This is a genomic window from Reichenbachiella sp., assembly GCF_039941815.1.
Classification (GTDB): domain Bacteria; phylum Bacteroidota; class Bacteroidia; order Cytophagales; family Cyclobacteriaceae; genus Reichenbachiella.
The window spans coordinates 63567-85852 of sequence record NZ_JBDVDW010000061.1; the positions used below are offsets into that span (position 1 = coordinate 63567).

Here is a 22286-nt window from a genome sequence, read left to right on the forward strand (position 1 = left end):
CCATGGGATACAACTGCAATGCCATCTTTTGTAAGTATTTGATTTATTGGGCTTTATGAATTATTCTCCTCACCAATTTATAATTTACTGTTTGATTTCAAACAGTAAATTGTTTGTTTTTGAACCAAACGATATAGTTTTGATCGCATGGAGGATCGACTGCGTCAAAAAAAAGGCAATATACTGATAGTAGATGACGATGCTGGAATTCTCACCTCAGCTCAGTTGTTTCTAAAGCAGTATTATTCAAATGTTTATGTGGAATTGAATCCTGAGAAAATTAAAACCCACATTGAAACCAAAAGTATAGATATTGTATTGCTGGATATGAATTTCCAGAAGGGTAAAAATGAAGGCAAGGATGGGTTTAAATATTTGGCTGAAATACTAAATATAGCTCCAGATATCCTGGTCATTTTTATGACAGCCTATGGAGATATCGAGATGGCGGTGCAAGCTCTTAAACAAGGGGCCATTGATTTTGTAACCAAGCCATGGAAAAATGAGAAATTTCTTACTACGATGGAAACGGCCATCAAATTGGTCGAAAGCAATAAGAGATTTGATGAGCTAAAAAACGTCAGTGCCTATCAATCAGAAAAAGAGGCAAAAGAGATTGAAGGATTTATCGGCAACTCTGCAGAATTTACACGGGTAAAACAAGCCATGGATAAGGTGTCTGAAACCGACGCAAGCGTACTCCTGCTTGGCGAAAACGGTACTGGAAAAGGCCTTGCTGCTAAATACATTCATCAGAACTCACTGCGTGCAGGAAAACCCCTGATAACTATCGATATGGGGGCGTTGAGTGATAATTTGATTGAGTCTGAGCTATTTGGGCACGAAAAAGGAGCCTTCACCGATGCACACCAACAAAAAATCGGGAGGCTTGAATTGGCAAATCGAGGCACACTGTTTCTCGATGAGATCGGAAACTTGTCTTCTGCCTCTCAGGCCAAACTGCTATCTGTGCTCCAATCCAGAACATTCAACCGGTTAGGCTCTAATAAGGAAATTGAAATTGATATTCGATTAATATGTGCGACCAATATGCCCATCTATGACATGATCGCCGAAGGTCAATTTAGACAAGATCTTTTATACAGAATTAATACTGTAGAAGTACGGATGCCTTCGCTCAGCGAACGCGTACAGGACATTCCTTTATTACTAAATCATTACCTGGCAACTATCAAAACGAAATACAAAAAGCATAATCTATACATTGCCGATGATCAGGTTGATCAATTAAAACGAATGCTATGGCCTGGAAACATTCGGGAATTTCAACATGCTATAGAAAGGGCTGTCATACTTGCAGAAGGAAATGAGTTGTTTGCGACTGATTTTCAGAATTTCAAAACGGAGGTCACTCAGCCACTACAATTAGGCTCCCTCAATCTTAGGGATATGGAAATACAGCATATCAAAAGAGCGATGGCTCTTCATAACGGCAACATCACTCACGCGGCGAAAGAATTGGGGATAGATAGACTCGCTTTGCACAGAAGACTTGAAAAATATGCCCTATAACAGATTTACAATATATCTCATTCTTAGAATCATTCTGATTCTACTCACTTTGATGAGTATTTCGTACCTGTTTAATCGGGGAGATTTATTTTATACCTTAGTTTTTGTCTCCACCCTGCTGGTAGTCCAAGTCATCTTACTTATCCAATTTGTAAACAAAACCAATAGTGAACTTTCTAAATTTATACTTGCGTTGCGTAACACAGATTACACTACCAAATTTCCTAAGGCAGAAAACGAATCATTTGCTCTACTCTATGAGAGATTTCAAATTACGCTAGATCTATACAAAAAAAAGGAGGCAAAATACGAAGCCCAATATCTCTTTATTCAGGAACTGATAGACAATATTGAGACTGGGTTGCTAGCCTTTGATGAAAAGAATAAAGTCGTAGTAATCAATCGTGTAGCAAGAAATTTTCGTGCAGATTTTCGCTTTGAAGACAATCGGTCTCTGATTTCTGTACTTGAAAATTTGGAAGACTCACAAATCATAGAAGGGCAAAGTCAAAGTGGGCAGAAAGTAGAACTTCTTATTAACAAATCGACGTTTAAGCTTTTTGATCAACCACAAACAATTTTTACTTTCAAGGATATATCCAGTCCACTGGAAACGAAGGAGATTGAGTCCTGGCAGAAGCTGATAAGAATATTGGCACATGAAATAATTAATTCTCTTACACCTATTACCTCGTTGTCGGATACTACACTAATCATTCTCAAAAATTCTACACATTATAATGAACTGGCGGACATAGAGCTCAGCCTAAAAACCATAAAGGATCGATCTGAAGGTTTACTGAAGTTTATGGAGGACTATCGTAGATTAGTAAAAGTACCTCCCCCAACCCCTGAGCTGTTTAAGATTAAGGAGCGGATGGCCGGGATCTTACATCTATTCAAAACTCAACTCACAGAAGTTGAGATAAGCGAAAGCTATTTTCAAGAAGAAATCTATGCTGATCCGGTTTTGTTCGAGCAGTTGATAGTCAATCTATTGACCAACAGCATACAGGCAATGGAAGCTAAACCAAATAAAAAAATTGATGTCCTTTTCGAATCGATGGGCAACATGAGTTGCCTTACAATCAGAGACAACGGATGTGGTATGGATGCTGATACCTTGTCTAAAGCATTCGTACCGTTTTATACCACTAAAAATACGGGCTCAGGTATTGGTTTGAGTTTGATTCAACAAATTGTAAACCTGCATCAAGGCAAAGTTGAAATAGAGTCAATACTCAATGAGTATACAGCCATAAGAATACTTCTACCTGTATATAAAATGAATCTCTAATGGATCTACAAAAGCAACTGGAAAAGGTACACAGCAAGCAAAACGCAATCCTCATTGCTGAATATGTGGACGACGATCCTCATCGATTTATGCAGTTAATGAAACTGTTTTTTCACGATGAATATAGAATCGCTCAACGAGCTGCTCACAGCGTGAGTCATTGTGTAGACCGTCATCCTGAGTTACTCAAACCGCATATCAAAACTATGATCAAACATCTGGAGACTAATCCTAAGGTGGCTATTAGAAGAAATACTGTCAGAGTGCTTCAAAATCAGGAGATACCTGAAGAATGCCAAGGACTATTGGTAGAGAAATGTTTCGAATACCTAACCTCAGCTAAAGAAACTGTCGCTGTCAAAGCTTTTTCAATGACCATTCTATATCATATGACCAAAATCTACCCTGAGTTGAAGAATGAAGTTATTATGGTAATAAATGATAGTTTGATCAATGCCACAGCTGGAGTCAAAAGTCGTGGAAAAAAGATCATAGCCCTACTGGAGAAGTGAGTTGAAAAATAATTATGGAGCTAATTATAGAATATTCTCCCATATTTTCATTAAAAAATATAAATTACTGATGGGCCTAATCTGTCAAAACTACTAACATTAGATTACTACTTAGACTACTACATGCTGAATCAGGGCAGAACAGACTTAATAAATGAAGTTGACAAACTCAAGAGTGAGCTCAAAGAGCTTCATAATAAGTATGATCTATTGCTTGAATCCTCTGCAAGTTATTTTGTGATATTTGAAGAAGGTGTGGTGATAGAGTTTAGCCCGAAAGCTGAAGAAAAATTTGTATTTGCAAGCGATTTTTCCGATAAGACAATCGACGAACTGATGCCCATCTTTCAGACAGATGGCGAGAAAAGTAGCAAAACCTGGAGTAATAATTTCAAAGACGCTCAAAGCAAACAATCAGATCCATTTGATTTTGAATTTTTAGATAAAAACGGACAGTCGTTCGCCACCATTGCTACCATCAGCAAAGTAAAAGACGAGAGATTTCTGGTACATTTCGATTTAGTTGAAAACACAGAAAATCTGGTAAGTCCGTCAAGCTCAATTACTGATGCCGCACCGGTATTCATCAAAATTACTGACGAAAAAAACAAAGTCACCTACCTAAACAATGGATGGCTCGATTTGCTAGGTACCACTCAAGGGGCGGATAACTCCAAGTGGTTCGAAAACATACATCCCGACGACTATTCCGCTTACATGAGCACCCTGGAGTTTTCTTTTTCAAAAAAGAAGAATTTCGAATACTCGTTTCGTATTAAAGATTCAAAGGGAGAATATAGGTGGTTACTCGAGTCCGGCACTCCACGCTACTCCAAAAACAAGCAATTCATTGGTTATGCGGCGGCGGCCATTGATACTACCGAACGGAAAGCTCTGGAAGTAGAAACCACACGAGAAAAAGCTATTTCTGAATCCGAACATAAAATTCAGGAGTCGTTGGATGAGTCAGAGGTAGTAGCCATGACGACTAACATTGAAGCTAATATTACATTTTGTAATAACAAGCTTCTGGATACGCTAGGTATCAAAAAAGAAGATATTGTTGGCGCCAATCTTTTTGAAATTTTCATACCGGATGCTGCTATGAAAATCAATCAAAAGAAGTTTGGACAAATCGCTGGTGAAGGAAAATACAGTGGTACGATTGCTGGAAAGTTTTTCACCAAAGACAAAGCTGAAATCCATGTCAGGTTCAATGTAATTCTTCTCAAGGATAGTTTCAATGAAGTGTCAGGAATCAATCTGATTGGTGAGAATGTAACGGAGCAGAAGAAAATAAAGAAACAGCTTGAAAAGAGTAACGATCAATTAAAAGAACTCTTTGATAACTCCTATGACCTCATACAGACATTTGATCATGATGGAATTTTTCAATTTGTAAATCAAGCGTGGGTTGAAAAACTTGGGTATCGTGATAAGCTGGACAGCCTTAAGTTCAAGGATTTGGTACACTCAAAAAATTGGCAACAAACTGTAGCCAATCTGGATAAAATCATCAAGGGTGAGCCTATCGATCGATTCGAAACCGTTTTTGTCTCCGATATGGGCAAGAATATTTTTGTTTCAGGCCGGGTCAACTGTTCATTTGACATGAACGGTAATGCTCAGTTTAGAGGAATATTCTATGATATCACCGAAAGAATCAGGGCTGAAAAAGCGCAAAGTCTCTATTACAAGATTGCAGATTTCAATATTGAAGGTCCTCAACTCGAAATTTTGTACTCCAAGCTATTTGATGAATTACACGAGCTTCTGAATATCAAAAACCTGTCTATTGAACTTAATCTGAGCAACAAGTCAAATGCCTCTGTACCCTATGTAAGATCCGAATTCAAAGATTCTGCATTATTAGACCATCAAAAGATGATCAATGACCTGATTGCTAAAAGTATAGGAGAAAACACACGGCAATTGATCATATATGAAGAGCAAATACGAGAGAAAGTACTTAAAGTCAATGAAAAATTTGATGGCGTATATCCTCAGGTCTGGTTAGGTGTTCAAATCACAGTAGGTAATAAGGCCATCGGCTTGTTAAGTACTCACTCCTACGATGATCGCTCAGATTTCGGAGCCAAAGATTTGGAATTGCTCTACTTTGTGGCGAGTCAAATCTCCCTTGCGATAGAGCGCAAGATCAACGAGGAAAAAATTATTGATCAGGCTGCTAGATTAAAGGCTATCTTCGAGAGTAGTAGTCACCATATCTGGTCCGTAGATGATAGCTATAATCTCACCTCATTCAACATCAACTATGCCAAATCACTAAATGACACGTACGGCGTAGAAGCCAAAGTAGGAAAAGATTATATCAAAGAGAAGAACAAGCTCAATGATAAAGTAAATCAGTTTTGGGAAAAAAAGTACAATCAGGCATTTCAAGGAAAAGCACTCAACTTCCAGAATGAAATCACCTCTAAGAATGGCGAAACCTTCTGGTCAGAAGTCTTTATCAATCCTATTGTAAAGGAAGATGGAAACATTGAGGAAGTCTCGGTAATTTCGAATGACATCACGGAAAAGAAAAACTCTGAATTAGCCCTCTCCGAAAGTGAATCTAAGTTTAGAGAGATATTCGAATCCATTCAAGATATTTACTTCCGCTGCGACCTCAATGGAAAGTTATTGATGATCAGTCCATCCGCTAAAGAATCATTAGGGCTTGAACCTGAGGAAGTGATAGGCAGAAATATCACCAACTTTTTTACTTCAGACGAATCTGCAGAAACCATTCTTCGCAATCTGCTCAAGAAGCACAAATTCCAAAACCTGGAGGCTTCTTTTAAAAGTGAAGATGATGAGAAAATAGACTTCTTATGTAATGTAAGGGTACTTTTTAGAAATAAGCAAGCTGTAGGGTTTGAAGGAGTGGCTCGCGATATTTCTGAGATCAAAAAAGCACATGAGGAGCTCACCAAGGCGAAGGACTTTGCCGAGAAATCACTTGCTATAAAAGAGCGTTTCCTTGCCAATATGAGTCATGAGATACGGACTCCTATGAATGGTATTATTGGAATGATAGATTTGATTGGCAGCACAAACCTCAATGCGGAACAGCTGGATTATATTAGAACAATCAAAAAATCTTCACAGACGCTAATGGATATTCTCAACGATATCCTGGATCTGTCCAAGATTGAGGCTGGTAAAATGGAGCTAAAGCATAGACCGGTTAGCCTTATTACTTCCTTCCAAAAATTGTACGACCTGTTCTCCAAAGAGGCTAACGCAAACAATATATATCTGAACTATAATCTGGACGAAACCGTACCCACTACGGTACTTTTGGACGAGACCCGATTACTCCAGGTGCTGTCTAATCTTGTAAGCAATGCTATCAAATTCTCAGATGGTAAAGGAACTATCGACATTAGCCTGCGAGTTAAAAAAATAGAAGATCGAAAATGTACTTTCAAGGTCCAAATCAAGGATGAAGGTATCGGAATACCCAAAGAACAAATCAAACAGTTATTTATCAATTTTAATCAGCTGGACAACTCAAGTACCAAAGTATACTCGGGTACCGGACTTGGATTGGCTATCTCCAAAGAGCTTGTCGGATCCATGGGGGGTGATATCGGAGTGGCATCTACACCAGGTTTGGGTAGTACTTTCTGGTTTACGTTTGTAGGAGAAACCCCCGAGGACATCAATGTTACCAGCCCTGTGGAGATAGATGAATCAATGGAAATCATCAAAGAATTTACAACGGTGGTTCCAAGGATATTAGTTGTAGATGACAACAAGGTAAACCGTACGGTGGCCAGTCAAATACTTGAAAAGTCAGGCTGTACTGTGCACTTGGCATCAAGCGGACTTGAAGCGATTGAAGTGGTAAAAAACAATGAACTGGATCTGATTTTCATGGATATTCAAATGCCGAAAATGGATGGAGTCCAGACCACCCAAAACATCAAATCGCTGGGAACTAAAAACCTGCCTCCAATTGTAGCTATGACTGCCTACTCCATGGAAGATGATCGTGAGAAATTTATGTCACAGGGTCTTGATGACTATGTTGCTAAACCCATTCGTGCGGTCACAATTATCGAAAAAGTAAAGGAGTACATCGCGTATGATCCGTCCGGTATAGAAGTTAGCAAGCCAGAAGAAAAGAATTCCGACTTGCTTATCAATCTTGAAACATTGGAGCAACTTTCTAAATTTGGAGGAGCTGAATTGCTAGAGTCAGTTATGTCTGACTTCGAAACAGAGGCAAATGATCTGATTAATAACTGCATGAGCCATTTTTCGGACAACGAAATTGAAGAAATCAGAAAAGAACTTCATACTTTGAAAGGTAGCGCTGGAACTCTGGGAATTGAAAAACTGGCTAACTACGTAATAAAATTAGAACTCCAGCTTAAAAGTTCCGATACAACGAATTTAAAAGCTCAATTAGACTTGATACAAGAGTCTTTTATTGAGTTTAAAGAAAATTACAAAAATATACTTCAAATCTGATCGAATTGTTTTTAACTTGACGCATATTTAGCGCTTGTGGGAGCGGCTCGTTTAATTAACCTTCTATGAAAAAAATTATTATTGCAGAGGACAGTTCGGTAATTCAAAACTTAACCAAGAAGATTCTTGAAATACAGAACTTTAGCATTACCTCCGTAAAAAATGGTCAAGAGGTCTTAGAAAAACTTGATGTTGAAGACTATGACCTGATATTGATGGATATCAACATGCCAAAAATGGATGGTATGGAATGCGCCAAGGCAATTAGAAAAATGGCTGATCCCATTAAATCTAAAATTCCAATTTTAGCAATTACCGGGAATGCGAAAAACTATTCCATTAATGATTTTAAAGAGGTTGGAATCAACGAGTATATTCCGAAGCCATTGAATTTTGACATTTTAGTGGATAAGGTGAAAAACTATGTCACCTCCAATGATTAAATATTCAAAGCACTTTTTGAATAAATTAGAAGACCTTTTTTCAGAGTCAGATTATGTTCTGAGATATGAAAAGGGAAATTTCCAGTCTGGATATTGCTTGCTGAAAGATACCAAAGTGGCAATCGTGAATAAATTTTATACACTGGACGGTAAAATCAATTGCCTGCTGGAGATTTTAAAAGAAATAGAAATTGATACCTCACAGCTAAGTGAAAAAAACAGAGCTCTTTTGAAAGAGTTATCTCAAACAGCACTAAACATTTGAAACTATCACTTCTTGGAACCGGCACTTCTCAAGGTATACCCGTGATCGCTTGTACATGTGACATTTGCAGAAGTGTCGATTTTAGAGATCAGAGATTACGGTCCTCCCTACTCGTTGAGCACAAGGATACTACTCTACTGGTTGACACCGGACCTGATTTTCGACAGCAAATGCTGACTCATCGAGTTGATTCACTGGATGCTGTACTTTATACCCATGAGCACAAAGATCATACGGCGGGATTAGATGACATTAGAAGCTTCAACTTCAAACAAAAAAAGGACATGCCCCTATATGGACGGCCTTCTGTACTGAATCAGCTTCAGCGTGACTACGCTTACATGTTTTCCGAAAACAAATATCCCGGTGTAGCCAGTGTAGTCCTTTACGAAATCAAGAACGAGCCCTTTACTATAGGTGACATCGATGTACTTCCCATTGAAGTGATGCATCATCAGCTACCCGTCTATGGTTACAGGTTTGGTGATATGGCTTATGTCACAGATGCAAAAACCATAGCACCCGCAGAAAAAACAAAACTGCATAACCTGGATGTACTTATTATCAATGCACTTCAGAGAAAACCACATATTTCGCATCTCACTCTTGACGAAGCGCTTAATTTGATAGAAGAACTGAAGCCTGACAAAGCATACATAACTCACATCGGCCACTACCTGGGACTGCACCGTACGGTACAAGAAGAATTACCTCAAAATGTATTTTTGGCCTATGATGGCTTAATTTTGAAGGCATAAATGCAATTCAATTACTATTTCCTAAAATTTCTATCCATCGAATTGGCTCAGGCCATTGCTGGAAAAAGTATAAGTTCTATTTTCTCACAGAATAAAAATGAACTCGTTCTTGTTTTTGATGAATCGCAGTTATTTGTGATCAAGGCAAATCTTAGCGGTCATCATTCACTACTCTCCTTTCCTCAAGAGTTTTCAAGAGCACGAAAAAACTCAGTGGACCTTTTCAGTGAAATTATTGGATTGAAGGTAACTGGAGTCAGACAGTATGAAAATGAAAGAGCGTTTTCCATTAATCTGGAAAATGGCTATGATATCCTTTTCAAACTCCAAGGCCGACATTCTAATATCATTCTTTATCATCAAAATTCGGTTCATTCATTATTCAAAAATGGTCTGGAAAAAGATCTGGAAATCCAGCTGGATCAGCTTGACAGAGTCATAGATCAAAGTGAAAATGCCATTATTGATAATTCATTTGAGTTAGCTCAGGTTTATCCGACTTTCGACAAAAACATTAAAGATCACCTTAAGAGTTGTGGATATTTCGAGACCAACCTACCAAATGAAAAACTAGCTATTCTTCGTAAGCTGGTTGATGAGCTCAATCAATCAGAATTCTTTATTACCGAAAGAGATGGAATACCAAAAATGTTGCTTTTTAAACCTACCGTTTTTACTAACACGTTCGATCGTGCTATTGAGGCCTCTAATTTTCTAGCCAAAAACTACTATTCTGCCATTGGAATCGCTCAACTCAAACAGAAAATGGGATCTGAGGTTCGCAAAGAAATAAAGAAGAGTAAGTCCTATCTATACCAGAATAAGGCTAAGCTTGAGGAAATAGAAAACCGAAGGGGTTATGATGAGTTGGCCAATATCCTAATGGCCAACTTACATGTCTCCATTGATCCGGGAATCAAGTCCATTGATCTCTTTGACTTTTATCAAAATGAAACTATCACAATCAAGCTTAAATCCAATCTGTCTTTGCTAAAAAATGCAGAACTAATGTACCGCAAGTCAAAGAATCAAGCCAAAGAGGTCAAGGTACTGAGTGAGAACATTAAAGCGAAAGAAAAGAAACTAGCAGCTCTATTGAAAAGACTAGAAACTATCGAATCTACTGAGGATCTTAAAAGCTTGAAGGTACTGGATAAAGGATCGGTTTCGCAAAAACAAGAGACTCTGAGCAGTCCATTTATGGAATTTATGATTGACGGATTTCATGTGTATGTAGGTAAAAATGCCAAAAACAACGATTTACTAACACAAAAATATGCAAAGAAGGATGACATTTGGATGCATGCAAGAGATGTGTCTGGTTCTCATGTGGTGATCAAAAGGCCAAATGGAATCAATATCCCTATCCATACCTTGGAGAAGGTTGCTCAACTTGCTGCATGGTATTCAAAGCGGAAGTCGGACACTTTATGCCCTGTGATTTATACGCCCAAGAAATTTGTAAGAAAACCTAAAGGAAGTTTGCCAGGTCAGGTAGTGCTAGCACAAGAAAAGGTACTACTGGTCAAACCTGAGAAGGTATCTTTCTAAGGACTACAATTCCATCCATTCTTTGAATTTTTTCAGGTAACTTCTCGAAACTATTATCTCAGCACTGGATGGCGGTTTTACCATGACAAGCATCCTATTATTGTAAAAAGGTTCGACCTTAACAATACAACCGAAGGACAAAATATTATTTCTGCTTATTTTGATGAACTTGCTAGGATCCAGCATTTCTGCTAATTGATCAAGGGTGAAATCTAAGATATGTTTTTTACCTTCGAAGGTTATCAACTGATTGAGTTTGTTCTCAGCAGTGATGTATGCAATGCGATTAACATCAAGGGAAATGTAACCTCTTCCTGATTTAACCATGAATCTGGACTTGTATTCTTTAGTTGATTTAAGCAAACCTTCCAGGAGTGGCTTAATTATTAAATCAGGTTCTTCTATGTTCGATACTCCATTGAATCTATTAAGCGTTTTGACTAGATCGTGGTTCCTAATAGGTTTTATAATAAAGCTGATCTTATTTACTTTGAAAGCACGTTGGATATATTCGTCATTGGTAGTTGTGAAAACTACTGGAATGCCAAGTTTTCGTTTTTCAAACAACTCATTAAAAATATCATCTGACAACTGAAGATCCAAAAAAATAAGATCTGGTCGTTGATTATCCAGCGCGCTAAGGACGTCGTCTATTACATCCAGCATAGAATAGATCTTTGCGTGTGGGTCTAGATTTTTGATTAGTCGTTCTAACCTATTTGCCTCCTCTAGCGTGCCTTCAATGATTAAAATTGTCAAGACTGGGATGGTTCTAGTAATGGAAGACGAACTGTAAAGTAATTACCGTCATCCTTCCTTTCAAATTTCTCTTGAGCATATAGACGATATCTAGCAATAACTGCACTAAGATTACTACTAATATCATCTCCTCTGTCAGTTGTAAGTTGGACATTATTTTGTACAACCAGCTGATTTCCAGCAGTTTTAATTGTAATCAACAATGGAGATTCTTCTAAAATTTGATTGTGAGCAACAGCATTCTCTATCAAATATTGCACAGTCAAGGGAAGTACTAAGTGATGGATTTTTGCAACATCAATATCTGTTTGAAGAATAAAACCCTCTCCGTACATCTCCCTTAATATCAGACAATGGTTTTCAACCAATAATAGTTCTTCCTCAAGCGTTACAAGTTCGCGCTTTTCTATTGTCAGAATGTGTTTGTGTAGGAGCAAAAATTTATGTCCATAATCAAACGCCTCACTTGGGTCCGACTTAATAAGTTCCAACATATGATGAAAATGAGCAGTCAGGGATCTGGAATCAATCCATCTCGCAGAAACGGCAAGTTCTTGTTCCCAACCTGCAGGCCTACCGCAAATGGTATGTAATTTTCCATCATTCAATCTACCGACGAAGTCTGATCCGGATATGATGGCACTGTAGAGTAGAGAGATAGTAATAAATAATAGAATATTGGATTTTACCTTACTGATAAATGCTAAGCTCAAAAATGCTTCAGTGGTAAATAGCCTTAGAATCGCATAAAGAACGGCCCATGTGATGAAAACCACTAGCATTGCTTGAACAAATGTCCTTAGTTCAACTGCTCCATCCCAGGGAATGTAAATATTGAGGATAGCTACGATACTCATATTTACTAACCACAAACTAATCGATACTGAGCCATATGATATGATCTGGTAAAGATTATAATCAAGTCTTTCACCTAAGAATGCAAACAGCATAATGGTTACAACTGTAACACATATTATGCCTAGCAGTATAATTTTCAAATTATGATTTATTTCGATTAGGATGTTATAGATGATACTTTGTCAAGACTAAACATTATTTGATGTGATGTTCAATCAAATTTCACCGAAATACACATATAGCTTACTGGAATACACACTGATTTGTATTCCTATCTTTTAGGGTCAAAAACTGCAAGCCGGAATTGTAACTTCTATTTGGTGTGCTGTCATCAAACTACGATAGAATTTTCGACTGGCTTTGGCATCAATTAAACAATACGCAGGTTGCTCTGGAGGCTAACCCTTAGTTGCAATTGGTAATCTGCTAAAATTTGAGTATTTTATCTGTTGATACACTTAATGATTTATTCAACAAAAACCAATTCAGTATGAACAATTTACCAATTGCGGGCAAGTATATGTATGCTGTGCCTATGGCCATTTTTGGACTTTTTCATTTCATGAACGGTGATGGGATGAGCGGAATGGTGCCATCTTATATGCCTGGTGCAGTGATCTGGGTTTATCTTACAGGATTAGCATTGATTGCAGCTGCAGTAGCAATTATTATTGGGAAGAAGGCTAAACTCGCAACACAGCTACTTGGCTTAATGCTGCTACTTTTTGCCATTATGATCCATCTAAAATCTGCCTTAGGTGGAAATATGGATAGCGCAATGCCTTCTTTACTCAAAGATGTAGCTCTTGCAGGTGGAGCGTGGTATATGTCTGGCCACCTATCTGACTAAAAAAAATACGCTCATGATCTTTTTAGTGCACCAGCACCATGAGCGTATCTTTTTCCGACCCTATCATTCTGCTTTGCTCCTCTTTGCAGGAAATATCTCCCTTAGAAGCCTTCATTTTTTCAATGTAGTCGTTGTCTACTGTAGACGGGCTAGAATTTAGCCTGATATAGTTAGCCAATCCTGTCAAATAGCCACTTGAGCAAAACCCCAGCGGTGCTTTAGTATTTCCGACAAGCTTCAAAAATGCATTGGTCTCAGGGTTGTTGATGATGTTTACTTTGTATTCCGTAGAGCTCCCCTCTGCCAATTCCCATTTACCATGGCCAAAAGCAGTCATTATATCCAGGCTTGCATGCCAAAGGCTATTTGTATCTGAATTTAGAAGACCAGATACATTTTCTTTCCAAAAGGATGAGTTGAGAATATTGCCAAGTATAAAATAGGCGTTACCCTCAGAAGTTTCGGAAAATATTTTTTTGATATGGGCCACTCCTCCTTTGCCGAGCTTCTTTTCAGCTGACATGAGTAGTTTAATCATAATCAGCGGATGATAGTTCGCGTAGTGCTTGGTCCACTTAGCATTGAACGAGTCAATCATGCCCGTATCGGATATTAACCCGCTTAACTGCAGATCCTTAATTGCATCGATCACTTTTAAATCATTCACCCCGCTAGTGTCAGTCAGTGATTCATCCTCTTCTTGCTGCTTACCAAAAGAGGGTGATGAATTTAGCTTTCTCTTGAGTCCTCTGAAGACTTCGAATCTACTTTTGGGGTCTCCTTTAGACATACATTTTGATTGCTTGCCATCGAACGTTCCTGATGGTACATCAAACAGTGCTTCTACCGCACCACAAATAAAGCCGCAAGTAAAATATCCTACTCCTGGATGATTAGCCGGCCGCTGTCCAAAGTACTTAATCCAGGCATCAGCATAGTGATCTGAAATGAGTTCTGCATATCCGCCTTTATTCGAGATGCCCTTAAGCGAAAGCTTCCCAAATCCGCAATGCGAGTAATAGCTCTCAATTGCTTTCTTACGGTCTTCAAAATTCAATTTTCGATTGTTCTTAAAGAATGCTGAAAATTGACCATAGCTCAATACCTGAGCAGAAACCATAAGTACTGGTTTGAGGTCTATTTTGCCCCCCAGCTCTTCGACAGCTTTTAGGATTTTTATATTAAAATACTCACTCTGAATTGTAAGTGGCTCTTCAGCGAACTGATAAGTACATTTATCATCAAGATAGGTATCAAGGATATTCATGTAAACAGGCTTCATTTAAGTCAATTCAATAAATTAAGCGTAATCTGCGTAATTCACCAAGTTTGAAGCGAAGTTATTATAAGGGCTTTAGAAAAAAAACTATGTCGCAACTATTCGACGCTACGAATCGATTTCTGAAAGTATGTACAAATCAATTACAGCTTTGGCGCGTGCCAACAATTCTCTCAAGAGTGCTCTATAATGATCCTTTCTATCTGGAGTTTTAGCGACATAACATTGAGCCGACAATCCAAGTTTTTGGGCAATAAACAAACATCGGTAGGCATGGTACTCCTGAGTGATGAGGACACACTGCTCATATCCATATACATCCTTCAATCTGGTCAGTGATTCTATGGTACGATTCCCATGTTTATCAAGTAATAAAATCTCTCCACTGATACCTTGCGCTATCAGCGCGGATTTCATGGCTTCTGCTTCATCGTAATAGATAGAATCCTTGGAGCCGCTAAGAATAAGTCGTTCTACTTTGCCTGTCTGTAGCAATTCACGAGCTGATTCAACTCGATGTGCAAAGAAAGGGTTTGATCCTCCTTTTATTTGATGTTGGCTGGTACCAAAAACCAAACCAACTTCAGCTTCGAGGAGTGCTCTGCTATCTTTGATAATGCCTTGGCGAGTCGAACCTACAATCCAAATATTGCTCAAAACAATAAATGCTAGTGAACCGATAAAAAACCATTTTAGGAGCTTAACCATAAAGGTTGTTTGTTTTTAATTCTTTTTACTACTATATGATTTACTAAACGCATGCAGATGTTTGTCCACATTGGGTACCATTTTTTGATACCATTCCAGCTTCAACGCAAATACCTCCTTATCAGTTAGGTGATAATCGTCATTATGGCATCTAATTTTTCTATTGAAGTCTTCCAATATTATGGCAGCACTAACGGAGATATTGAAACTTTCTGTAAATCCGCACATGGGTATATGTACAAATCCATCTGCATTATTTTTCACATAATCACTAATACCCGTTTCTTCAGCTCCAAAAACCAAAGCCGTTTTTTGATCAATCTGAAAGTCACGATAGTCATTCGCATAGGCATGTGGCGAAGTGGCCAATATTTGATATCCTTCCATTTTCAGATGGTCGAAACAGGTCTTCATGTTCAGTTCCGTATCATTGTATCTGTGCAGCGTAAGCCATTTACCTGCGCCACGTAGCACGTATGGGTTATAATCATAGGCATTGCGCTGCTCGACGACATGAATATCTTGTAGCCCCAATCCTTCGGCTGTTCGCATGACAGCACTGGCATTGTGTGCTTTGAACAAATCTTCCAGAACTACCGTCAGATGACGTGTACGATGCTGTAAAATCTCCTCAAACCTCTCCTTTTTATTATCAGTGACAAAGTCAGACAGATAATTCAGGAGTGCTTCGTTATAGTCAGTATTATTCAAATAACCCCAATTGTGGTTTGTCTTCGTCGTTTTCTTCGTCTTCTGGCTCATTGGTGTCAGCGGATAAATCTATTGAGCTGCCAACATCAAAACCTTCATTTTCGGAATCTTCTTGTTCCACTTCCTTTTGTACTTCTGCTTTTATATCTTCAATCAGATCTGTATCTATGATCGGAGCCTGGGCTTCGGGATGCTTCTCGGTCTCTACTACAGTTTCAGTTTCGAGTTCTTTTACGGATGTGATATTCTGAACTGGGAACTTATTTCCGATAGATTTCCATCCTTTCTTTTCAATTAATTCGGATAGCACAAACTCTTTTTCACTTTTAGTGCGTTCGCCTTTCTTACGATACGACACCAGTACCTTTGGGTCTGGCATTACAGAAATATGTAGCATTTTAGAATTGCCAGCTTCATTGATAAAAGAAAATGCCTTATCTACGGTCAATGTCTCAATCGTAAACCTCTTGATATACACAGCTTTAGAGTCTCCATCTTGATGTATTACAGAAAGTACTTGATCGGGTACAAATTTGTGAATACTAAAAATTTGACTGGCATTGTAATGGTTGGACAACTCAAATGAAGTCAGTTCATAGCTCCCATCTTTGTAGAATACGATCACCTTGTCATCGGCATTGAAATTGCCAAGGAGCTTCCCTCTTTCATCTCTATTCAGTCTACCTATAGATTCGTCATACCAGATATCCGTGCCTGCCAGCGTGGATTTTCCCTCTGATTTGAGGTCAATCTTGCGGACTGGGTATTTGGTGAGAATATTCCCTCCTGCTCCACGGCCTTTGATATCAATTTCTGCGAAATCAAAGTCAAAGACTTTTTTCCTGGCCTTGGCTCCTGCTGTGAGGTAAACAGTGATAACTTCTGCTTCTCCGTTTGGATTGGCACTGAAGTAGTGGACTTTAGAACCCTTATCACTTTTGGTCAGATTGTATTCTTTGTCTCTTGTGACCGAAGTCACGTTGAATCTCTTGATCATAGAACGGCCGGTTTTACCATCAAGGTAAGCCAGATTATAGACCATTCTCTCGTCATTCTTTTTGAATACACCAGCATAGATGATATCCTTACCAACAAATACCTTGTCTTGGATCTTAGTCACCACGCATCTTCCATCCTTTCGGAATACAATAATATCATCAAGATCAGAGCACTCCGAAATGTATTCATCTTTCTTAAGGCCATAGCCTATAAATCCATCTTTGAAGTTGGCGTACAGCTTAGCATTATTGGCAGCAACAGCAGTCGCTGCTATTGTTTCTATAGAAGAAATTTCTGTCTTACGCTCTTTTCCTTCACCATATTTTTTTAAAAGGTTTTGATAGTAATCAACAGCATAGTCTATAATGTTGGCAAGGTGATGCTCTACTTGTGACAATTCCTCTTGCAATCTGCGCATCAGATCGTCTGCCTTGAAGGAATCAAACCTTGAGATACGTTTAATTTTGATCTCAGTCAATTTGATGATATCCTCCTGGATAATCTCTCTATAAAACTGAGGTTTGAACGGCTCTAAACCTTGATCAATTGTTTCCAATACGGACTCCCAGGTCTCACACTCCTCAATATCCCGATAGATTCGGTTTTCTATAAATATCTTCTCCAGTGAAGAAAACAGGATCTTCTCAAGCAATTCACCTTTTCGGATTTCTAATTCCTGACGAAGCAACGCGACGGTTTGATCCGTATTAATTCTTAGAATTTCGTGTACATCGGTAAACAGAGGCTTGTCGTCTACTATGACACAAGCATTTGGTGATATCGACACCTGACAATCTGTAAAGGCGTATAGCGCGTCTATAGTAATGTCCGGAGAGACTCCCGGTGCCAACTGTACCAGTATTTCTATGTCCTTGGCTGTATTGTCTACTACTTTTTTAACCTTAATTTTACCCTTATCATTTGCCTTGATAATCGACTCAATCAAGCTGGTCGTAGTTGTACCAAATGGAATATCTTTGATAACCAACTGCTTTTTGTCGTACTCTTCTATTTTGGCTCGTACTTTTACTTTTCCACCACGATGGCCTTTATTGTACTCTTCTATATCAATAGTACCTCCGGTAAGGAAGTCAGGATAGAGTTTGAAGCTTTTGCCTTTTAAATGCTTTATCGAAGCATCTATGAGTTCACAAAAATTGTGCGGCAGGATTTTAGTTGATAGACCTACCGCTATCCCTTCGACCCCTTGTGCAAGTAGGAGTGGAAATTTGACGGGCAAGGTCACGGGTTCTTTTTTCCTACCGTCATATGATAGTTGCCAATCAGTAGTTTGAGGATTGTATAGAATCTCCAACGCCAGTTTGGATGGCCGTGCCTCGATATATCTGGAGGCAGCAGCACGATCACCTGTACGCACATCTCCCCAGTTTCCCTGCATATCGATCAGTAGATCCTTCTGACCAAGATTTACCATGGCATCTCCGATAGACATATCACCATGCGGATGATATTGCATCGTGCTTCCTATGATGTTGGCGACCTTGTTGTAGCGACCGTCATCCATCTCTTTCATGGCGTGAAGAATACGACGCTGGACAGGTTTCAGCCCATCATTTATCGCCGGCACCGCTCTTTCCAGAATTACATATGAAGCATAGTCCAGAAACCAGTTTTCGTACATACCTGATACGGGTACCACGTCATGTTTAGATTCGCTGGATTGATTCTGTTCGTTAGTATTATTATTTTCTTCCATTGATTAAACTAATTCTTCCTCCACTAAATCCTTTTCGATACGTAGTTTGTCGATGATGAAATTTTGTCTGTCTGGGGTGTTCTTTCCCATATAAAATTTTAGTAAATCTTCGATTTTGGTGTCCTTCTGAAGTATAACAGGCTCAAGGCGAATGTCTTTGCCGATGAACTCGCCAAATTCTTCCGGAGAAATCTCACCCAGACCCTTAAATCGAGTGATTTCGGGTTTATTTCCTAATTTGGCTATGGCACGCTGACGCTCCTCGTCGCTGTAGCAATAGATGGTTTCCTTTTTATTTCTGACTCTAAACAATGGAGTCTCAAGGATAAATACATGACCTTTTTTGACAAGATCCGGAAAGAACTGCAAGAAGTACGTCAGCAATAGTAGGCGAATATGCATTCCATCCACATCCGCATCTGTGGCTATCACTATATTGTTATACCTAAGTTCATCCAGGCTGTCCTCGATGTTCAAGGCATGCTGCAGCAGGTTGAATTCTTCATTTTCATACACTACTTTTTTTGTATGGCCAAAGGAGTTGAACGGCTTACCTCTCAAACTAAAAACCGCTTGTGTCTGCACATCCCGAGATTTGGTGATAGAGCCACTGGCTGAATCTCCCTCAGTAATGAACAAAGTGGTTTCGGCTTTTCGATCTTCGTCTCCCTTTTTATCATCGAGGTGGAGTCGACAGTCCCTGAGTTTCTTATTATGCAGATTGGCTTTTTTTGCTCTTTCATTAGCCAATTTCTTGATTCCGGCAATCTCCTTTCTTTCACGCTCGGATTGTAGTATACGCTTCAGCAGCGCATCGGCAACCTGTGCATTTTTATGCAAATGGTCGTCTAGTGCCTTTCTGACAAAATCCAGCACAAAGCTTCTCATGGTGGGTCCATCGAGAGCGACATTTATAGACCCAAGCTTAGTTTTGGTCTGTGATTCGAAAACGGGCTCTTGAACTCGTACAGCTATAGCGCCTACTACACTTGCACGGATATCAGCTGCATCATAATCCTTTTTGTAGAAGTCTCTTATCGTTTTGACTATAGCCTCTCTAAACGCCGAAAGGTGAGTTCCTCCTTGTGTAGTGTACTGACCATTTACAAAAGAGTAGTATTCCTCTCCGTATTGATTGGAATGGGTAAGTGCCAGTTCTATATCATCACCTTTGAGGTGAATGATAGGATATCGGATATTGTCCATGTTGGACTTTCGGGTCAGAAGATCCAGTAGTCCGTTTTCACTATGATATTTTTGACCGTTGAAATTGATAGTGAGTCCTGCATTCAGAAAAGCATAGTTCCAAATCTGATTGTCGAGATATTCGGGGATAAAATGAAAATTTTTGAATACAGTATTGTCTGGCTCAAAAGTGATCAAGGTCCCGTTGCGCTCAGAGGACTTGGATATTTTCGCATCAGTAATGAGCTCTCCTGTGTTGAATTCAGCCAGTTTGGTTTCGCCTTCTCTAAAAGATTGAACCTTGAAGTAGCTTGATAAGGCGTTGACTGCCTTGGTTCCGACTCCGTTGAGTCCTACAGATTTTTGAAAGGCTGATGAGTCGTATTTTCCTCCTGTATTGATTTTGGATACACAGTCCACAACCTTGCCAAGTGGAATCCCGCGACCATAGTCTCTCACTTCTACCTTATGTTCGCCAACTTTCACATGTATGGTCTTTCCGAAGCCCATAACATGCTCATCGATGCAGTTGTCTATTACTTCTTTTACCAATACATAGATCCCATCATCTACTGCCGACCCATCACCCAGCTTTCCGATGTACATGCCGGGGCGCAGACGAATGTGTTCACGCCAATCAAGTGATTTTATACTGTCTTCATTATATTCTACACTAGCAGCCATATGTCTCCTGTACCTAATTCTTTTTAATCAAAAACAAAAAATGGGGATTTCTCACCTTCCAAAATTGGTGGTGAATATAGAACATTTGTGATAAAAAAATAAAACCAAAATGCGCTCTAAAACCCTGTAAATCAACCTTTTTATTGGACTTTTTATTTAAACTGAAACACCTAAGTAATTGAGGTACAGACGGTTTTTATTTCTTACTGAACTGTAAATAAATAAACCAAAAAAACCAACCTGCCAACAAGATGGGTCCGATATAGATTAAGGTCACGTAGTTGGTGACATCAAAATGCTCTGAATTATAGTACATCCCAATAAACATGATCGAGAAGATATAAATCACATTGAAGACGAATGACAAACCGCTCAGCCAATGATAGGCAATTTCTGTCGTGGTCATTTCCTTAAAATCTGTCTGACTCAAATTTAATTGTCCGCGACTCATTCTACGATAAAGAATTATTATTCCATTAGTCAATGCAAATAGCCCAAGGCAAGCATAAAAAAAAACCGCCTTATTGATCGCCAAGGTGGCTTCACCGGATTCGTCAAAGAAAATACCAATCTTATTGGGAAGAAAGGCATATACATACAGCAGTATGCCTAAAAACGTAAAAATGGAGAGTGTATAAAGTAGTTTTGTTACCTTAATCATTTGCGTTAATCATTTTTGCAAAAGTATAGAAAGCGTTGGTCTTTCGTATCAACTACCGGACTGAGCTTCATCACTTGAAAACACTTTTCTAATAATTGCACTGGCATAATCCATCGGGCTTGCTCTGATCTTTTGTTCCTCTTTTCCGATAAGGTAGAATAGTCCATCGATCGCTTTTTCTGTGGCATAACCATCGAGGGTTGCAGGAAATTCATTTGTTTTTAGATGGTCGCTTACATCTATAGTATAGGTATTGATCAGGTAATTGACCTCGTATTCATAATTAACGAATTTGGCTACAGAGCCATAAATATCCGTGGCTTTGGTTTGACTAAGTGCTTGTTTAATTTCCGGACGAAAGGCACCTTCTAAATCAGTTTTGGTCTTGCTATAGAAGTAGTCAGTAGCAGACTGATTGCCTCCTTGCAGGATACCAAGTGCATCACTAAAACTCATATTTCTAATCGCTGAGCCAAAAATGGGTACCGCCTTTTTGGCTGCCTTCTCTGCTCCCCTATTCATAGCGACTACAAGTTCGTTGAATGGATCTTCATCCAGATTTGGATCTAAGGACACATAAGTATCCAGAATTTTGCTATACGGGACATTCACTGCTCCACTAAGCAAGGTTACAGAACCATTGTTTATCTCTTTTTTCAATGCTTTCACTTCTTTTGGAAGAAGCAGTTTGATGGCCTCATTTTTTAGATAACCATTGACTGCAGAAGCAGAGGTAACTGATTTGTCGAGGCCTACGTCCAAAGCCTCTTTTAGTCCGGCAACGATTTCATCATTTGAAAGACCTAAGTTTTGATCAATAATGCTTTTAAGTTCGGCACAGCCTACGGCTACAAAAACTAATAGCAAGATGGTAGCTTTTTTTATTGTATTCATTAGAAATTTTGATAATATGATCTTTTCAAAAATAGGTTGAAATTGTTTTATTCAAGTCAGATGTTAAATAAATAAAATCTTAACTTCGATCTCGGTTTCTTAGCCCAATCTGACATAGGGCATAGAATTAAATTTCT

Annotated in this window: 18 protein-coding genes; 9 read left to right on the forward strand and 9 right to left on the reverse strand. The window is 38.8% G+C overall.

Annotated elements, in window-relative coordinates; genetic code table 11:
- The first annotated feature begins 147 nt into the window (after window positions 1-147).
- From ABJF11_RS14370 to ABJF11_RS14405, 8 genes are all read left to right on the forward strand, one after another.
- Window positions 148-1533, forward strand: a complete 1386-nt coding sequence (locus tag ABJF11_RS14370; RefSeq protein ID WP_348120573.1) for a sigma-54 dependent transcriptional regulator — start codon at window positions 148-150, stop codon at window positions 1531-1533.
- Window positions 1523-2830, forward strand: coding sequence for an ATP-binding protein (locus ABJF11_RS14375; RefSeq protein ID WP_348120574.1), 1308 nt, complete (start codon window positions 1523-1525; stop codon window positions 2828-2830). Before ABJF11_RS14370 ends, ABJF11_RS14375 begins: the two co-directional genes overlap by 11 nt.
- A complete protein-coding gene (locus ABJF11_RS14380) occupies window positions 2830-3342 on the forward strand; it encodes a hypothetical protein (RefSeq protein WP_348120575.1) in 513 nt (170 codons plus the stop codon). The genes ABJF11_RS14375 and ABJF11_RS14380 overlap by 1 nt, the downstream gene beginning before the upstream one ends.
- Before the next feature lie 123 nt (window positions 3343-3465).
- Window positions 3466-7827 (forward strand): PAS domain S-box protein, encoded by a 4362-nt coding sequence (locus tag ABJF11_RS14385; protein WP_348120576.1) that lies wholly within the window; start codon window positions 3466-3468, stop codon window positions 7825-7827.
- Window positions 7828-7892: 65 nt separating this feature from the next.
- The gene (locus ABJF11_RS14390; RefSeq protein ID WP_348120577.1) at window positions 7893-8270 is read left to right on the forward strand and encodes a response regulator; all 378 of its coding nucleotides are present in this window, start codon (window positions 7893-7895) and stop codon (window positions 8268-8270) included.
- Window positions 8263-8535 (forward strand): hypothetical protein, encoded by a 273-nt coding sequence (locus ABJF11_RS14395; RefSeq protein ID WP_348120578.1) that lies wholly within the window; start codon window positions 8263-8265, stop codon window positions 8533-8535. Before ABJF11_RS14390 ends, ABJF11_RS14395 begins: the two co-directional genes overlap by 8 nt.
- Window positions 8532-9293, forward strand: coding sequence for an MBL fold metallo-hydrolase (locus ABJF11_RS14400; RefSeq protein ID WP_348120579.1), 762 nt, complete (start codon window positions 8532-8534; stop codon window positions 9291-9293). Before ABJF11_RS14395 ends, ABJF11_RS14400 begins: the two co-directional genes overlap by 4 nt.
- Entirely contained in the window at window positions 9294-10844 is a 1551-nt protein-coding gene (locus ABJF11_RS14405; protein ID WP_348120580.1) for an NFACT RNA binding domain-containing protein, read from the forward strand. It abuts the gene before it with no gap.
- A gap of 3 nt (window positions 10845-10847) precedes the next feature.
- Here ABJF11_RS14405 and ABJF11_RS14410 read toward each other — a convergent pair whose 3' ends face one another.
- Entirely contained in the window at window positions 10848-11603 is a 756-nt protein-coding gene (locus ABJF11_RS14410; protein ID WP_348120581.1) for a LytTR family DNA-binding domain-containing protein, read from the reverse strand.
- Window positions 11600-12460 (reverse strand): hypothetical protein, encoded by an 861-nt coding sequence (locus tag ABJF11_RS14415; protein WP_348120582.1) that lies wholly within the window; start codon window positions 12458-12460, stop codon window positions 11600-11602. Before ABJF11_RS14415 ends, ABJF11_RS14410 begins: the two co-directional genes overlap by 4 nt.
- A 491-nt stretch (window positions 12461-12951) precedes the next feature.
- Between ABJF11_RS14415 and ABJF11_RS14420 the strand changes: the two genes are divergently transcribed.
- Window positions 12952-13311, forward strand: a complete 360-nt coding sequence (locus tag ABJF11_RS14420; RefSeq protein ID WP_348120583.1) for a DoxX family protein — start codon at window positions 12952-12954, stop codon at window positions 13309-13311.
- A 22-nt stretch (window positions 13312-13333) separates the two neighbouring features.
- On the opposite strand, the gene ABJF11_RS14425 is transcribed toward ABJF11_RS14420, so the two are convergent.
- From ABJF11_RS14425 to ABJF11_RS14455, 7 genes are all read right to left on the reverse strand, one after another.
- Entirely contained in the window at window positions 13334-14578 is a 1245-nt protein-coding gene (locus ABJF11_RS14425; protein WP_348120584.1) for a 4-vinyl reductase, read from the reverse strand.
- A 120-nt stretch (window positions 14579-14698) separates the two neighbouring features.
- Window positions 14699-15298, reverse strand: a complete 600-nt coding sequence (locus ABJF11_RS14430) for an ElyC/SanA/YdcF family protein (protein ID WP_348120585.1) — start codon at window positions 15296-15298, stop codon at window positions 14699-14701.
- Between the two features lie 15 nt (window positions 15299-15313).
- Window positions 15314-16009: an RNA methyltransferase gene (locus ABJF11_RS14435; RefSeq protein WP_348120586.1), complete on the reverse strand. Its 696-nt coding sequence runs from the start codon at window positions 16007-16009 to the stop codon at window positions 15314-15316.
- Window positions 16002-18725 (reverse strand): DNA gyrase/topoisomerase IV subunit A, encoded by a 2724-nt coding sequence (locus ABJF11_RS14440; RefSeq protein ID WP_348120587.1) that lies wholly within the window; start codon window positions 18723-18725, stop codon window positions 16002-16004. The genes ABJF11_RS14435 and ABJF11_RS14440 overlap by 8 nt, the downstream gene beginning before the upstream one ends.
- Window positions 18726-18728: 3 nt before the next feature.
- On the reverse strand, window positions 18729-20594 hold the full coding sequence (locus tag ABJF11_RS14445; RefSeq protein WP_348120589.1) for a DNA topoisomerase IV subunit B: 1866 nt from the start codon (window positions 20592-20594) through the stop codon (window positions 18729-18731).
- Between the two features lie 196 nt (window positions 20595-20790).
- Complete coding sequence (locus tag ABJF11_RS14450) at window positions 20791-21255, reverse strand: hypothetical protein (protein WP_348120590.1); 465 nt, start codon at window positions 21253-21255, stop codon at window positions 20791-20793.
- A 48-nt stretch (window positions 21256-21303) separates the two neighbouring features.
- Window positions 21304-22149, reverse strand: a complete 846-nt coding sequence (locus ABJF11_RS14455) for a DUF4197 domain-containing protein (RefSeq protein ID WP_348120592.1) — start codon at window positions 22147-22149, stop codon at window positions 21304-21306.
- Between the last annotated feature and the right edge of the window lie 137 nt (window positions 22150-22286).

Coding starts and splice junctions, on each gene's coding strand:
- ABJF11_RS14370 (WP_348120573.1), top strand. CDS start 148: ATGGAGGATCGACTGCGTCAAAAAAAAGGCAATATACTGATAGTAGAT.
- ABJF11_RS14375 (WP_348120574.1), top strand. CDS start 1,523: ATGCCCTATAACAGATTTACAATATATCTCATTCTTAGAATCATTCTG.
- ABJF11_RS14380 (WP_348120575.1), top strand. CDS start 2,830: ATGGATCTACAAAAGCAACTGGAAAAGGTACACAGCAAGCAAAACGCA.
- ABJF11_RS14385 (WP_348120576.1), top strand. CDS start 3,466: ATGCTGAATCAGGGCAGAACAGACTTAATAAATGAAGTTGACAAACTC.
- ABJF11_RS14390 (WP_348120577.1), top strand. CDS start 7,893: ATGAAAAAAATTATTATTGCAGAGGACAGTTCGGTAATTCAAAACTTA.
- ABJF11_RS14395 (WP_348120578.1), top strand. CDS start 8,263: ATGATTAAATATTCAAAGCACTTTTTGAATAAATTAGAAGACCTTTTT.
- ABJF11_RS14405 (WP_348120580.1), top strand. CDS start 9,294: ATGCAATTCAATTACTATTTCCTAAAATTTCTATCCATCGAATTGGCT.
- ABJF11_RS14415 (WP_348120582.1), bottom strand. CDS start 12,460: ATGAGTATCGTAGCTATCCTCAATATTTACATTCCCTGGGATGGAGCA.
- ABJF11_RS14420 (WP_348120583.1), top strand. CDS start 12,952: ATGAACAATTTACCAATTGCGGGCAAGTATATGTATGCTGTGCCTATG.
- ABJF11_RS14425 (WP_348120584.1), bottom strand. CDS start 14,578: ATGAATATCCTTGATACCTATCTTGATGATAAATGTACTTATCAGTTC.
- ABJF11_RS14430 (WP_348120585.1), bottom strand. CDS start 15,298: ATGGTTAAGCTCCTAAAATGGTTTTTTATCGGTTCACTAGCATTTATT.
- ABJF11_RS14440 (WP_348120587.1), bottom strand. CDS start 18,725: ATGGAAGAAAATAATAATACTAACGAACAGAATCAATCCAGCGAATCT.
- ABJF11_RS14445 (WP_348120589.1), bottom strand. CDS start 20,594: ATGGCTGCTAGTGTAGAATATAATGAAGACAGTATAAAATCACTTGAT.
- ABJF11_RS14450 (WP_348120590.1), bottom strand. CDS start 21,255: ATGATTAAGGTAACAAAACTACTTTATACACTCTCCATTTTTACGTTT.
- ABJF11_RS14455 (WP_348120592.1), bottom strand. CDS start 22,149: ATGAATACAATAAAAAAAGCTACCATCTTGCTATTAGTTTTTGTAGCC.